Origin of the sequence: Neorhizobium petrolearium, assembly GCF_029854435.1 — a bacterium.
Classification (GTDB): domain Bacteria; phylum Pseudomonadota; class Alphaproteobacteria; order Rhizobiales; family Rhizobiaceae; genus Neorhizobium; species Neorhizobium petrolearium.
This window is the reverse complement of record NZ_CP123001.1, coordinates 865791-880654: the sequence shown is the minus strand read 5'-3', so window position 1 is coordinate 880654 and position 14864 is coordinate 865791. Positions and strand designations below refer to the sequence as shown.

12 protein-coding genes are annotated in these 14864 nt (G+C 59.5%); 5 read left to right on the top strand and 7 right to left on the bottom strand.

Annotated elements, in window-relative coordinates; translation table 11 throughout:
• Nucleotides 1-21: 21 nt before the first annotated feature.
• The 3 genes from QEO92_RS30985 (at nucleotide 22) to QEO92_RS30975 (ending at nucleotide 3931) form a co-directional block, all read left to right on the top strand.
• On the top strand, nucleotides 22-2178 hold the full coding sequence (locus tag QEO92_RS30985; protein WP_227705858.1) for a GumC family protein: 2157 nt from the start codon (nucleotides 22-24) through the stop codon (nucleotides 2176-2178).
• A 5-nt stretch (nucleotides 2179-2183) separates the two neighbouring features.
• Nucleotides 2184-3455: a polysaccharide biosynthesis/export family protein gene (locus QEO92_RS30980; protein WP_227705857.1), complete on the top strand. Its 1272-nt coding sequence runs from the start codon at nucleotides 2184-2186 to the stop codon at nucleotides 3453-3455.
• A gap of 194 nt (nucleotides 3456-3649) precedes the next feature.
• Complete coding sequence (locus QEO92_RS30975; protein ID WP_227705856.1) at nucleotides 3650-3931, top strand: hypothetical protein; 282 nt, start codon at nucleotides 3650-3652, stop codon at nucleotides 3929-3931.
• Nucleotides 3932-4640: 709 nt separating this feature from the next.
• Here QEO92_RS30975 and QEO92_RS30970 read toward each other — a convergent pair.
• The 4 genes from QEO92_RS30970 to QEO92_RS30955 form a co-directional block, all read right to left on the bottom strand.
• Nucleotides 4641-5615: an aliphatic sulfonate ABC transporter substrate-binding protein gene (locus QEO92_RS30970; protein WP_407722197.1), complete on the bottom strand. Its 975-nt coding sequence runs from the start codon at nucleotides 5613-5615 to the stop codon at nucleotides 4641-4643.
• 44 nt (nucleotides 5616-5659) lie between these two features.
• The gene (locus QEO92_RS30965) at nucleotides 5660-6430 is read right to left on the bottom strand and encodes an ABC transporter ATP-binding protein (protein WP_227705854.1); all 771 of its coding nucleotides are present in this window, start codon (nucleotides 6428-6430) and stop codon (nucleotides 5660-5662) included.
• On the bottom strand, nucleotides 6427-7167 hold the full coding sequence (locus tag QEO92_RS30960; protein WP_227705902.1) for an ABC transporter permease: 741 nt from the start codon (nucleotides 7165-7167) through the stop codon (nucleotides 6427-6429). Before QEO92_RS30960 ends, QEO92_RS30965 begins: the two co-directional genes overlap by 4 nt.
• A 115-nt stretch (nucleotides 7168-7282) precedes the next feature.
• The gene (locus QEO92_RS30955) at nucleotides 7283-8719 is read right to left on the bottom strand and encodes a sulfatase family protein (protein WP_227705853.1); all 1437 of its coding nucleotides are present in this window, start codon (nucleotides 8717-8719) and stop codon (nucleotides 7283-7285) included.
• Nucleotides 8720-8883: 164 nt separating this feature from the next.
• Here QEO92_RS30955 and QEO92_RS30950 point away from each other — a divergent pair, with 164 nt between their 5' ends.
• Nucleotides 8884-9924, top strand: a complete 1041-nt coding sequence (locus tag QEO92_RS30950; RefSeq protein WP_227705852.1) for a LacI family DNA-binding transcriptional regulator — start codon at nucleotides 8884-8886, stop codon at nucleotides 9922-9924.
• 97 nt (nucleotides 9925-10021) lie between these two features.
• Here QEO92_RS30950 and QEO92_RS30945 read toward each other — a convergent pair whose 3' ends face one another.
• Entirely contained in the window at nucleotides 10022-11518 is a 1497-nt protein-coding gene (locus QEO92_RS30945; RefSeq protein WP_227705851.1) for a sulfatase family protein, read from the bottom strand.
• 43 nt (nucleotides 11519-11561) lie between these two features.
• Complete coding sequence (locus tag QEO92_RS30940; RefSeq protein ID WP_227705850.1) at nucleotides 11562-12569, bottom strand: LacI family DNA-binding transcriptional regulator; 1008 nt, start codon at nucleotides 12567-12569, stop codon at nucleotides 11562-11564.
• 148 nt (nucleotides 12570-12717) lie between these two features.
• Here QEO92_RS30940 and QEO92_RS30935 point away from each other — a divergent pair, with 148 nt between their 5' ends.
• A complete protein-coding gene (locus tag QEO92_RS30935) occupies nucleotides 12718-13389 on the top strand; it encodes an SDR family oxidoreductase (protein ID WP_227705849.1) in 672 nt (223 codons plus the stop codon).
• 21 nt (nucleotides 13390-13410) lie between these two features.
• Here QEO92_RS30935 and QEO92_RS30930 read toward each other — a convergent pair whose 3' ends face one another.
• Nucleotides 13411-14844 carry a sulfatase family protein gene (locus QEO92_RS30930; RefSeq protein ID WP_227705848.1) on the bottom strand — a complete coding sequence of 478 codons (1434 nt, stop codon included), beginning with the start codon at nucleotides 14842-14844 and terminating at the stop codon, nucleotides 13411-13413.
• Between the last annotated feature and the right edge of the window lie 20 nt (nucleotides 14845-14864).

The following is a 14864-nucleotide window of genomic DNA, read 5'->3' as shown; positions in this document are numbered from 1 at the left end:
CGGTTTACAGCAGGTATCGCAATGATCCAGTCGTCGTCGCCTCCTAATGAGCAGGATGGCATCCCTCGTTTCCTCTCGATCATCTGGGAACGCCGGAAGGTCATTTTCCTCTGCATGCTCGCCAGCTTCGCCATCGCCGCATTCGGCTATTTTCACAGCCCTACGCGATACAAGTCCGAGGCAATTCTTGCACTCGACGTCCGCAAGCTCCAGGCTTTGCCAACTGAATCCGTCGTTTCGCCTCTGCCGCAGGAAAGCCCGGTCCTGCGCACGGAGCTTGACATCATAGGATCCAGATTGATGGCCGAACGGGTTCTCATGAGCCTCCAGAAGGCCACTCCGGTCAACGGCCCGCAAGGCAAATACGCCAGCTTATATAACGAACCGGACTCTCTTCCCAACGATGCCGAAACTCGGAAGATGATCGACGATCTGATGAAGAACGTGCGCGTCATCAACGACGGACGATCTTACACCATCTACATTTCCTACTATGCAAGCGACCCGGCTTATGCGGCAATGGTCGCCAATGCCTTTGGCGAAGCTTACATCGACTACCAGATCGACCTTCAGACTACCGCGACACGTCGGGTCAGCGAATGGCTGGGAGAACGCCTTGGCAGCCTGCGCACCAAGCTTGAAGAATCGGAGAGGGTGGCAACGGAGTTCCGCGAGAAATCGGGGCTGATTGACGCCGGCGGCGTCACACTGCAGGCACAGCGACTTTCAGGGCTGAATGTCGAACTGACATCCTTGCAGGCAAGGCTTGCCGGGGCGAAAGCCCGTCTTGCAACTGCTTTGGAAGTGCAAAAGAGCGGTGACGGAATCGGTTTGACCGAGGTTCTTTCATCACCCACGATTCAGGTCCTGCGTACCGAGCAGGCCCGCGTGGTCAGGGCCATTGCGGAAATTGACCAAAGCGGTGCACGCATGAACGCCCAGCTGCCGCAGCTTTCCTCCCAGCTCGCCTCGTTGAAGAAGCAGGTCGAGCAGGAGATTGCCCAGATCATCGGCAGCCTGCGCAACGAGATCGAGGTGAATGAAAAACAACAGGATGAAGTTGAGGCCAAGATCAACGAAGTGCAAGAGGCCATATCCGCAGCCAACATGGCTTTCGTCCAATCCGCTCAACTCGACCGGGAAGCCACTGCAAACCGCACGATCTACGAAACCTATCTTACGCGCTACAAGCAAACCATCGAACAGGACGGCATTGCTACTGCCGAAGCGAGAATCATCTCGCGTGCCATGCCGAGCCGCAGGCCAACCAGCCCGGACGCGACGGTTTGGGGCCTGGCGGGGCTTCTACTGGGAGCGAGCACCGGCCTGGCTGCCGCCTTCGTCCTGAACTTCACGGATCGGTCGATAGGATCCATTTCCTCCCTTCAGCAGAGGACAGGCCTCGCCGTAATCGGCCGCATACCGCGCGTTCCTTCCAACATGCTCAGGAATAGCTTCGACAAGTTCAGTAGCGGCGCTGCCGATTTCTACAGCGCCGTAGCGGAGCTTCAGGCGTATATACAGCTGTCCGACGACAGAACCCGTGTCATTGCGTTTACATCGTCCACTGATCACGAAGGCAAGTCGTTCGTCATCGCAAACTTGGCCCGATCACTGGCCCTGAGCGGTGTCAGGCTGGTCGTAATCGATGCGGATTTGCGCAATCCGGGGCTTAGCCGCGAGTTCGGAATTCAGCCCTTGCCCAACTTCGGACGCGCAATTGCCCGTGAGATTCCCTTCGATGATGTCGTCCAACACGATAGCTCCTCTTCCGTGGACGTCATTGTCGCGCACGCGGACGCCGCGCCACCGGATTTCATGCTTGGCAACAAGGGATTTGCCGCTCTCGTCTCGGACATGAGGCAACGCTATGAATTCGTGCTGATCGATGCGCCGTCGGCGTCGCACGATCTTGATCTGCTGCGCATTGCAACCCTCGCGGACACTGTCGCCTTCGTGGCCAGAAAAGACGCTGCCGACAGTGCAATCATCCAGAATGCAGTCATCAAGCTTCGCGTGGCGGGCAGGCATATCATCGGAATCATTCTCAACGGCGTCCATCGGGAAAAACAGCGGCGCCGGTCACGTTGGATCATGAGCTTCAAGGCAAAAAACCAGGCCATGCAAAAGCCGGCATACAATCCCCGTCCCCCAATCGCTGTCTCGAATACGAGGTGAAGAACATGCGATTCACGCGTCCCGCCCGACACTCACATCCGCAACGGCGATCCTGGCTCAAGAATACCCTCCTGCTCCTGATCCTGCTCTTGTCGCCAATGCAAGTATCGGCCTCGGAAATCTCGGCCTACAAGGTCGCCATTGGCGATGTGTTGATGATATCCGTCTATGGGGATAACGGCCTGACGGGCCTTTTCCCGGTCAGCGTGGAAGGCACCATCGGCTATCCTATCCTTGGCAACATCGAGGTCGTTGACAAGACCGTTGACCAGATCGGCACCCAGATCGGCCAGGATCTCGCAAAGCATTTGGCCAATCTGTCGGTTGCCGTCGCCGTGAAGGAATATGCGCCTATCTTCATTGTCGGCGATGTTCAGAAACCCGGAAAGTACGAATACCGCCCCGGCATGACCGTGCTGGAACTGTTTGCACTCGGCGGTGGATTGCGCGAGCCGACGGCGCGAACGGACATGTCCGGCGTCCAACTCATTTCTGCGCAACAGGAATACGAGGATATGTCGCTGCAGTTGCTGTCCCAGGACGTCAAGCGCGTTCGACTGGAGGCAGAGCTGAACAATGCTGAATTCGAGTACAAGACCAACGAAATCGGATTGACCAGGGATCCTGCCGTCGTTCAGAAGATCGTCGATGCGGAGCGAAGCCTTTACAAGCTCCGGCTGTCGGTCATGCAGGACGAAAAGACCAACCTAGAAGGGCAGCGGCAGAACTTTATCCAGGAAATCGATACTCTCGAAAAGAGCGCCTCCCTGCGCAATGAGCAATTCGATCTCTTGGGGCTCGATGTCAATGCCTCGGAAGAGCTCGTAACACGGGGAGCCGCCTCCCAATCCGCTCTCAGGGAACGCAAACGGGAGTTGCTGGCAATGAACCAGCAGTTGCTCGAATCAAGCTCCTTCCTCGCTCGCGCGCAACAGAACAAGAACGAAGTCGAACGCCGAATCCTGGAACTTGAAAGCAAACGCCACAATGATGCGGCCACTGAATTGAGGGACATCGAGCTCGACATGATCCGGCTGCAGAAAAAAATCGCTTTCAGTTTGCAGACAATCGCCGAGATCGGCGCGACGGCACGGCGCGTGAGCAGTCTCGAAGACATGATTGAGACGAAATTCTCGGTCGTACGTCCAGTCAGCGGCGAATATAGGGAAATGCCGGCGGGGGAGCATACGCGCATACAGGCCGGCGATGTCGTTCGCGTAAGTCTTGCTCCATCCGGCTCTCTCTCCGCCTCAAAGAGTATCGCAAAGATGAACTGAAAGAGCTCCGCGTCCTTTGCGCATCCTCCGGATGCGTGCGCTGTGTCTGCGTCGCGGGCGCTCACGGCCAGGCTCTCAGGCCTGATCGAGAGCGCTCTTCGCATTTTCCTGCCCTCTCAGACACCAGCCCGATCCGGCTTCTGAGGGATGCCTAGCTCACGTCCTTCGGTCAAAAACGCCTGACGGAGTTTAGGATGGAACCGACAATTAACGCCCTTGGATATCGCATGGTTGGACGGGATGCGCTCATCATCATGAGCGACGGCAAAAGTTGCCAACCCGTCCAGATCTCACGCGATGCCTTGACAGGCATGCAGTCCCCTCCCCGGTGTGATGCTACCCGGCTTGCGCAATATCTCGATGTCTTCGCCGAAATCGTAACCCGAAAGATCGAAACCGAAAAGGCTGCATTCGACGGACGCATCTGGATCACTGGTGACGACGTGCGGGCCTGGCGTTCCCTTAACAGGAAATGAACGAAGGGCCGACGGCGCCCAAGCTCCCCGCCATACGGCCGTTGGTGTCCACTGCCGCCTTGCACTTATGGGCGCGACCTCACCGAACGGCTTCGAGACAATCCGTCAGGGATAACGAAATGTTCAACGCCTATACTTCTAATAGACGAATTGAATGAGAATGCTATTCGGCGCCTTCTTTGATTGCCCGCGCCCCCATTCCTTGCGGGTACCCGGTACTACGGCCGTACCACGGGTGGGCTCGCTCTAACCCCCGGAGCGAGCCCGTCATCCGCCGTAACATTCGGCAATGCCGTGTAACGATGGGTGTAGATGAATTCTCACGCCTCCGCGGGTCCGAAATTGAGCGCGATATCTCCGCCAAACAATTCTTCATGAGCTACGATTACGGATCTGGAACCGCGGACCATTCATGACTGCTCATGAAGTCACAAACGGTCCGCAGCGTCCCCTCGTATGAGCCGAATGTCGTAGAACTGCCGGAGAAGCAAGGCTCAACCGCCTGGGGCCATCGATCGGAGGATTTTCAACTGACGCGGCTACAGCGTCAATTTACGGAAAATACTCCCTGCGAGAGAAAGCTGTGGATTTTTCGCTGTAAGGCACCAGTTGCTGGGCTTAAGCGCAAAACGTAGCATACCGACAGATTTCACGACGCTGGACGGTATCCGCTCCCCGTCGAAGAGACTCGGCGAGGAGCGATAAAGGCTCAAGCGCCGGTAAACAGGTCAGCCGTGTAGAATTGCTCCGGCGGCAGCGGATCTTTCACCGTGCCGAATTCCTGGAACATCTTGTTGAAGTCCGACAGCCACTTGTTGACGGTGCCGTCCTTGGTGAAGTCGTCCAGTTCCTTGGCTGTCAGCATCTTGCGGCTGCGGGCAACCTTCTCGGTGGCATCAGCCGGCGCGTTGAGGAAGGCCGTGGTGATCTGGATGGACCTATCGAGGTTGGCGGCGCGATAGTCCATCGCCTTCTTCATGACTCGCAGGAATGTCTTCACGAGGTCCGGATTCTCCTGGACGATCTCGTTGCGTGCGACGAATGTGTTGATGAACGAGGTCTGCGGGTAGAAATCCTGGTTCGATGCCAGCTCCTTCATGTCCGGCACGCGTGGCTTGACGGTGTCGATCAGCGGATACCAGATGCCGGCGCCGTCGATCTGCTTCGACGTGAAGGCGGAGACAACCGTCGCCGGGTCCATCGGCACCACCTGGATGTCGCCGATCGTCATGCCGGCCTTGGTCAGCGCCATGCGCAGGATCATGTCGCCGGACGTCCCCTGGGGCACGCCCACCTTCTTGCCTTTGAGATCGGCGATCGAGTTGATGCCGGACTGCACGATGACACGGTCGGAGAAGCCGATGTCGTTGACGCCGACCACCTTGGCGCGGCCACTCGCCGGCAGCCACAGGGCTCCCGGACCGATCGTGCCGAAGTTCAGGCTGCCAGCGCCCATCGCCTGGATCTGGATCGGACCGTTGGTGAAAACCTTCACCGATGGCGTGATGCCTTCGGCTTCCCACAGCTTCTGGTCCTCGGCGATCGCCAGCACGCTGGCATTCGGGAAGTCGGCAATATAGCCGATGGTCATGTCGGCGGATTGGGCACGCGCCCCTCCGCCGATCGAAAACGCACTCGCGGCAGTGATCGCCGCTGTCGTCTTGATCATATTTCGTCTCGTCAGCATGTTCATCTCCTCCTTGTGACAGCCGATGATATGGCAGTGTTTCAGGCCGCGGCCGGGTGATAGACCGACCGCCAGACCTCGTTGCGCAATGTCGAAAATTCCGGCGAAAGGCGCATCTCCTCGGTGCGCGGATAGGGCAGATCGACCGGGATGATCCTGTGCAGCCTGCCCGGACGGGCGGCCATGACGACGACGCGGCTCGCCAGATAGACCGCCTCGTCGACATCATGGGTGATGAACATCACCGTGCGCCGCTCCTTGCTCCAGGTTGCCAGCAGCTGATCCTGAAGCTGGACGCGGGTCAAAGCATCCAGTGCTCCGAAAGGCTCATCCATGAGCAAAATCTTCGGATTGACGGCATAGGCACGCGCGATCGCGCAGCGCTGTTTCATGCCACCTGACAGCGTCTTCGGTAGCGAGCCCGCAAAGTCGCTCAAGCCGACGAGCCCGATGAAGTGATCGGCGATCCTGCGGCGATCCGCCTTTGGGTGCCCGGCAATCTGCAGGCCGAACTCGACATTCTCGCGAACCGTCAGCCAGGGGAAGAGCGCATATTGCTGGAAGATTACGCCACGTTCAGGCCCCGGCCCTTTTACCGGCACATTGTCGACGAGCACCTGGCCCGAGGACGGCGCCGTCAAGCCGGCGGCGATGTTCATGGCGGTCGACTTGCCGCAGCCGGACGGGCCTACCACGGTGATGAATTCGCCGTCTTCGATATCGAGATTGAGGCTCTGCAACGCGTTGAAGGACGTCTGACCGGCAATGTTGAACGTCTTCGTGACGTTCTGGAACGAGATCTTGATACTCATAGCTTTTCCTGCCAGGCGGTCAGCACGTTATCGAGTGCCATGACGATCCGGTCCATGATGAGGCCGAGGACGCCGATCGCGATGAGGCTGACGAAGATTGTCGGAAGGTCGTAATAGAGCTGCGCCTGCTGCATGCGGAAACCGAGGCCGGACTGCGCCGCGATGAGTTCCGCCGCCACCACGGTCGCCCAGGACGAACCGAGGCCGATGCGGACGCCGACCATGATATAGGGCAGCGATGCCGGCACGATGACCCGACGGAAGATGGTGAAGTCGTTGGCGCCGAGAACACGGGCGGCGTTGATCAGCGTCTTGTCCACGTTGACGACCCCCTGATAGGTCGCGACGACGCTCGAGAGAAACGACGCCAGGAAAATGACGAAGATCTTCGGCGTCTCGTCGATGCCCATGGTGACGATCGCCAGCGGGATGATGGCGAGTGGCGGGATCGTGCGGAAGAACTGCACATAGGGCTCGATAATGCCGCGGGCGGTGCGGTACCAGCCCATCAGGAAACCGGTGGGGATCGCCACGGCGATGCCGAGCGCAAAGCCGGTGAAGACGCGGCCGAGGCTCGCCAATGCATCGGACCATAGAAGCCCGTTCTGCGCTTGAATGACTGCCTGCCTGGCAACCGCGAGCGGTGTCGGCAGGCCGACGACGCCCTGCGCGGTCACGATCGCCCAAAGAAGGATGCCGACGATAACAGCGGCGATATTGATCGCCAGCATGCCCATCGGACGCGACAGCAGGGACGGCTGCTGTGCGGGTTCCGGCTTTTCCTCGGTCGTTGGAATTGACAAGGTCATGACTCCCTCACGAAAGCTTGTCCGGTTTGCGAATATCGATGGCTCATCGGGCACCGACCATCACATCGCGCGTCTTGAAATTCGACTCGATCAGCCAATCGCGCATCACGTCCAGAAGCTCCCCCTTCTTTTCGACATAGGCCGGATCGCTCCAAAGGTTCTTCACCTCCTTCGGGTCGCTTTCGAGATCGAAAAGCTGCCCGTCGGACGAGCCTTTGAAATGGACGAGCTTCCATCGGTCGCTTCTGACGCCGGTCATGAATTCCACGCCGCCGGCCATCGCCACATCACCGATCTGCTCGCAGAAGACATGGGCGCGCGGCGTCCAGTCCTTGCCTTCCAGCGCCGGCTTGAGGCTCTGCGCTTCGAAGGATTTCGGCGGCGTGATGCCTGCATATTCAAGGATCGTCGGACCGAGGTCGAAGAGCTGGCAGAGCCCGTCGATCGAGCGGCCGCCCTCGAACCGGTTTGCCGTCGACCAGATGACCGTGGGCACGCGCGTGACGATGTCGTACATCGACCATTTCTGGATCAGGCCGTGTTCGCCGAGGCATTCGCCATGGTCGGACGTGAAGATGACGATCGCATCCTCCAGGTAACCGCGGGCCTTGAGCGCCTCGAGCAGTTCGCCGACCTTCTCGTCGATCAGCGTGACATTGCCGAGGTAGTGCGCCCAAAGCCGCTGCATCTGGTCAGGCGTCGGATCGAGGTTCCAGACGACGGAATCATGATCGACCTCGACGTCATGCCTACGCTTGTCCTTCAGCTCCTGATGAAGCGAATCCAGCTCTTCCTTCGCCGGTTCCGGCAGCGGCAGGTCGTTGCGCTTCAGATAGGGCTCCGAATAACGGGCCGGCGGATCGAACGGCGGATGCGGTCCCGGGAAGCCGACCTGCAGGAACAGCGGTTCGGTCGGCGGATAGGTATCCACCCACCACTTCGCCATGTTTCCGACGAACGCGTCGGCATGCAGCTCTTCGGGCAATTCCCAGTCGAAGCAGCCGAGCCGGTCGCGGTAGTCGTCGAGCTTGCGGTAGAGTTCGCGTTGCTGCTTGACGAGGCCATTGGCGGCAAGCGCCTTGTCCCACTCATCGAAATACCAGCGGCCTTCCATGTAGCGGTCCTTGTTTTCCACCACATAACGTTCATGGAAACCGGAATCCGAATTGTAAGGGATGGTGTGCATCTTGCCGACGTTGACGCAGCGATAACCCGCATCCCGAAGCTGCTCGACCCAGGTCCGCTGCCATTTCTGACCGTTCGCCAGTACGCCCGTCGTATGCGGATAGTAGCCGGTGAAGAGGCTCGCACGAGACGGAACGCAGCTCGGCGCCGTGATATGGCAATTGGTCAGCGCCACGCCCTTCTCGACGAGAGCATCGATATTGGGCGTCACCGCATAGGGGAATCCGAGCGCCGCGATCGAATCGTAGCGCTGCTGATCCGTCATGATCAGAATGATGTTTGGCCTTTCAGCCATATGTCCTGCTCCTCCACGCCGCCGGTTTTCGGCTGGCGCCAATCATTTCGGGCTAAAGAAACTGGTTTTGTCCCTCTTCCGCTTGCCTCACCATCAAAACGATGGCACAAAGTTAACGGTAACGCAACGATCACTCATACGTTTTTTTGGGCTCCGGAATGAATATGGGCATTGCTGACAAAGAGACGCGCAACGTCCCGACCCTGGCCTCGATTGCGGAGCGGGTGGGCGTTTCGGTCAACACGGTCTCGCGGGCGCTGCGCGCTCCGAATACGGTGCGGGTCGAGCTTCGCCGCCGCATCAACGCGGCGATGGAAGAGCTGAACTACGTGCCGAACCGCCTTGCCGGGGGCCTCTCGGGGACACGCTCGGATATCGTCGGTGTCGTCGTCACCTCGCTCTATTATTCGGAATTTGCCAGTATCGTCGACACACTGCAGTCGGGCCTGCTGGAGCAGGATCTCCAGGTGATGCTGGCCAATACCAGATACAATCCCGACCAGGAGGTACGCCTGGTCCGCTCGATACTCAGTTGGAGGCCGGCGGCGGTCGCCATCATCGGCGTCGATCATCCCCCGAAGGTGGTGGAACTCCTGAAGGCCTCAGGCATCCCGATCATCGAGATGTGGGACGTCGGGGGCGAGATAATCGATACGGCGGTCGGCATGGATCACGCGAGCATCGGCGCGGCACAGGCCGCCCATCTGATCGCTGAAGGCTATGCACGCCTGGCGTTTGTCGGCAGCCTTCGCGAAAACGACAGACGCGCCCAGAAGCGGTTACGCGGCGCTGAAGCCGCGGTTGTCGCGGCAGGGCTTCCGGAAATCGTGAGGTTCACCGCCCAGCAAAACGGCAGCCCGGATCTCGGAGAGCGTCTGACCCACGAATTGCTGGAGCAGCGTCCCGAGGTCGACGCCATTGTCTGCAACAGCGATGTCGTCGCATTTGGCGCCCTGCGGGCGCTCAAGAGGCGCGGCAGGCGGATACCGGGTGAAATCGGCGTCATCGGGTTCGGAGACAACGAGGCATCAAGCTGCGTCAGCCCGTCTCTCACGACGATCCGTCCCGATCGTGAGCGCATCGGCAAGCTGACCGCGGAAGCGATCCTTGCACGGATCAACGATGGAGCACCGAAGACGACAGTTGTCGATTGGGAGCTTATCATCCGTGAAAGCACCCGGCGGCGGGACTCTCAAAATCAGTGAGAGTTCGCCTGTCATAGTGGCCGCAAAAAACCTGCCTGTGCGCCGCCTGCCCTCGTGAAGGTGTGGCGTGGGTGTCGCACCTTCCCGCCTCTGAAAGTTACCCCCCGCCCTGACGGGCATTGCTTTCCGGTGTGCGCCCGGAATTGGCGCCAAGCTTGACGCTTGCCAACGTCCACCCTTGCGTCTTGAGCGAGCTTCTGATCCGCCATTTCAGGATTTCGGTGATGAGTTCCTGCCTGGTCGCCTGATACGCCGGATCATCCCAGAGATTGTCGATTTCCTTCGGGTCGTTGTCCATGTCGAACAGCTGTCCCTCGTCGCTGTCGACGAAGTGGACGAGCTTGTAACGCTGGCTGCGGATCATCGTCATGAATTCCGTGCCGTTGAAGATCCGGTCTCCCGCATGTTCGGAGAACACGAATTTCCGCGGCTCGCATTCCTCGCCATCAAGGTAAGGCAGGAGCGACTGTGCCTCCATCCAGTCCGGAACCGGCAGGCCGGCGAGCTCCAAAATGGTCGGCGCGAAATCGAAGAGTGACACCAGATCATCGACCACCCTGCCCTCCGCCACGCGGCCGGGCGCCCAGACGATCGCCGGCACGCGGACGCTCTGCTCATACATCGACCATTTCTGGCTGTGGCCGTGGTCGTTGAGACTGTCGCCGTGGTCGGAGGTGAAGATGATGATCGTGTCATCGAGTACGCCGCGCCGCTCGACCGCCTCGATGAGTTTGGCCATCTGCGCGTCGATCATCGAGACATTCGCGAAATAGTGCTGCCGCTGGCGCCGTAACTGCTCCTTGGTCGGGTTCGCGAGATGCACGACCGCGTCATGGTCTACGGCGAGATGCTGCTCCCGCAATTTTTTCAAGGCTGTCGGCTGAGAGGCTAGATCCTCGTCGCTGAGGATTGCTTCCGGCAGGTCGGCATCGGCGTAGAGATCGAGATATTCCTGGGTCGGATCGTAAGGCGGATGCGGCCCAGGAATGCCGATCTGCAGGAAGAACGGTTCGTTGCCCGTATAGGAATCCAGCCACATCTGGGCGAATTCCGGCACGAAATTATCCGAATGCAGTTCGTCGGGCAGTTCCCAGATGAAGGCGCCGAGGGAGGAGCGATAATCCTCCCGCCGGCGATAGGTTACGCGGCTCGGCTTTTCGAAACCTCGGGTCCAGATCGCCTTGTCCCAATGATCGAGAAAGAACGGCAGGCGCGCCGTGGCGCGATCCTTGTTCTCCACCACGTGTCGTTCGTGGAAACCGAAGGAGTCCTCGAAGGGCGAAGTGTGCATCTTGCCGATATTGACGCAACGATAGCCGGATTCGGCCAGTTGCTGGACCCAGCTGAAGGCCCAGGGCTCGTCATTGCGAAAAACCCCGTTGGTGTGCGGATAGACACCGGTGAAAAGGCTCGCCCGCGACGGCGCGCAGGACGGCGACGTTACATAGGTCTGCCGGAAATAGGTGCCTTCCCCGACCATCCGGTCGAGGGTCGGCGTCTTCATGTAGGGGAACCCGCCGGCGGCAATCGTATCGAAACGCTGCTGATCCGTGATCACGAAGATGATGTTCGGACGCTCCTGGGACTTTGGCACCTGTTCCTCCGGGAATTGAGCTTGCAAGATCGCGGATCTCCGGTCAGCCGGATGCCCGCACGATATGTTCGAAGCCGAGATCGATGGATACCGGCGCGCCCTCGCCCCGGAATCTTTCGAGCAACAGCTCTCCCGCCCGCCGGCCGATCTCGCGATCCGGGGGGCGGACGGAACTCAGCGACGGCGAGGTCGTCGTCGCGAAATCGAAGTCGCCATAACCGCAGAGCCTGACATCGTCCGGAACGCGGATGCCGAGACGGACGGCCTCGAACAGCGCGCCGAGACAGAGCATGTCGTTTGAAAAGAAGATCGCCTGCGGCGCGTCTGCCCGGCTCATCAGCTCGCCAAACGCCGTGGCACCGACCTTCGACGAGGCCCGCTCGGGCACGGTGAATTCTTCCAGATGAAGCCCGTCCTCCCGCGCGATATCGCGAAAACCTGCGCCACGATCAGCTGCCCGACGGTCGCCGGGCAGCGCCACGAGCACAAGCCCGAGGCGACGGACACCGAGGTTTGCAAAATGCCGGGCGACCCGCCGCCCGACATCCCGGTGCGAGAAGCCAATATTGCTGTCTATCGCGCCGTCCAGATATTCGCCTACTTCCACGACCGGCAGACCGTCCTCGAGCAGCACTTTCAACGTGCCGCGCGAATGATGCCGCCCGACCAGGACGATACCGGCCGGAGACCAGGAAAGCAGCGACTTGACGAGCTCTTCCTCGCGTTCGATGGAATAGTCATTGGATGCCAGCATAACTTGATAACCACGGCGGTTCAGGACGCTGCTCATCTCTTCCAGCATGAGCGCGAAGACGGAATTGTTGAGCGTCGGCACGACAACGGCCACCATCTTGCTGCGCGTTGCAGCCAGGCTGCCCGCCATGACGTTCGGCACATAGGAAAGCGCCTGCGCCGCCTCTGCGATCCGCGCACGAATCTTTTCCGACACGGCATCAGGCTCATTGTAGAAGCGGGAAACCGTCGTGACGGATACGCCCGCCATGCGGGCGACATCAGCCATTTTCGGACGACCGGACTGCAGCTGTTTCACCTGGCCTTTCACCGGCTCGCCCTTTTTGGAAGCGTTTTCATTTCTTGTCTTCGTAATGCCAGTTTTGCAGCTGGTCAATGCAATTTTTGCCTTGACGCATGCAGTGAAAACGATACCAATTTTCCAGATTCAATATTGCGAGTGACTCATGGCGACCATACTGATTACCGGCTGCGACCGCGGCCTTGGCGAAGAATTTGCGCTACAATATGCGGCAAAAGGCGACCATGTCATCGCGACCTGTCTCTCCCCCGCTGGTTTCTCGGCAAGACATCGCCTGGGCCCGAATGTCGATGTCGTCGGGCTTGATGTAACGGATGAAGGCGCCGTGCTGCAGCTTGCCGCCGATCTTCAGGACCGGGAGATCGATATCCTCATCAACAACGCCGGAATTCCCGGCCCGCACCTTTCGCTGGCGGACACCGACCTCCACCTTTGGCGCCGGATGCTGGAAGTCAATCTCATCGCCCCTTTCGTCGTCTCGAAGGCATTCATCGAAAACGTGGCGCGAAGCGAGCAAAAGGTGATCGCGTTCATCTCCAGCCGCATGGGTTCGATCAGCCTCAACAATACCGGCATTTCCTACGCTTACCGGTCCAGCAAGGCCGGCCTCAACATGGTGATGAAAAGCTTCGCGATCGATCTCGCGCCGCGGCAGATCTGCGTGCTTGGCATCCATCCCGGCAACGTACCGTTCGCCGCCGATGCGGGGCTTGCCGCATCGGCAAGCGTCAACCGCATGCGGGAAATCATTGCCGAGGCAGGGCCGCATCAGACCGGCACATTCTACAATTACAATGGCCAGATTCTGCCTTGGTGAGGGCTTCTGCCCCCCATATGTCTAGCGGTCGACCTCGATCTGTAACTGTGCAAGCAATCGATCGCGGACTTCGGCGGCACTTTCCCAAAGATTCTCGGTTTCGAGCGGATCTTTTTCGAGGTCGAACAGCAAGCCGGTCTCGAACGTCTCCGGCGTCAAGCTGCCGAATTGCAGGTTCTCCTGGAATATTTCGGTCGTGAAGCCGACAAGCAGCTTGTAGCGCCCATCGGTGATTGCCCGCCAGCCGCCGAGGCCGGAGGTCAACAGCCGACCTTCGGGCGGTCTCTCGCCTTTCAGAATGCGGGTCAGGTCACAACCCTCATAGTCGCCCGGGACGGCAAGTTCCGCATGGGAAAGGAATGTGACGGGGAGATCGAGAAGGTTTGCAAGCAGACCCGGCACATGTCCCTGCGGCTTTACGCCGGGTCCCGCGAGCACCAGAGGCACCCGCACCGAGGCCTCGTACGGCACCTGTTTCTTCCAAAGATTTCGGTCGCCAAGCATCTCGCCGTGGTCGCTGGCGAAGACGATCAGCGTTTCGTCGAGTTGCCTGATCTCCCGCAACGTCTCGATATAGACGCCGAGCCAGCGGTCAACATTCTCGAGCATCGCGGCATAACGCCGACGGATGTCCTGCTGCAGCGCGGCATCGGCATTGTCTCTCAGATGCGGGAGCGGAAACTCAACGTCCTTCCAGCGGGTGGCCATGTCTGCAGTTACGTCCATCGGCTCGTGCGGACCGGGGAAATTGACGATCAGGAACCAGGGTTTTGCCGGATCGAAGTCACGGATGATGCGGTCCGCCGCCGCTCCGACGAAATTGTCGTTATAGGCATCGCCCGGCAGGTCGACCGGCGCCACGTTGGCATAAGCATCGGGCGGCCTTTGGATGCGGCCTTCGATCCAGTCCGCCATCGGCGTTTTTTCCTTTCCGACCGAACGATGCGCATAATCGGCCATGAAGCGGTCTATCAGGCCGCGGTGTTTCAGCATTTCGGTATAGGGTTCGGGACAACCTTCGGCATAGGCTTTTTCGGCCGCCTTCTTGCCGGCGCTGTCGAAGCCGTGACTGAAGCCAAGTTGGGCAAGCTGATCGACGCCATTCACCACGTGCCGGCCGTCGATGCCCCAGCTATGAGCGCCCTTGAGCAAATCGGATTTGCCTGCATTGGCGACCTGATATCCGCCGTGACGCAGGCGGGCATAAAACGTGGGGGTGTCGGGCGGGTTGTCCATCAGATTGTTGGCGACGGGTGCCCGGCCGTAGCCCTTGCCGGTTGCAAAGCAGGAGCGTGCCGGCGCACAGAGGGGACTGGGCGTCCAAGCTCGGCCGAAGGAAACGCCTCTTGCGATCAGCGCATCGATGTTCGGCGTGCGCAACGGCAAGTTACTGATCGCGCCCAGCCAGTCGCCGCGCCACTGGTCGGGAAAAAGCATCAGGATATTCGGACGCATGGCAGCTTTTTCCTCCCGGC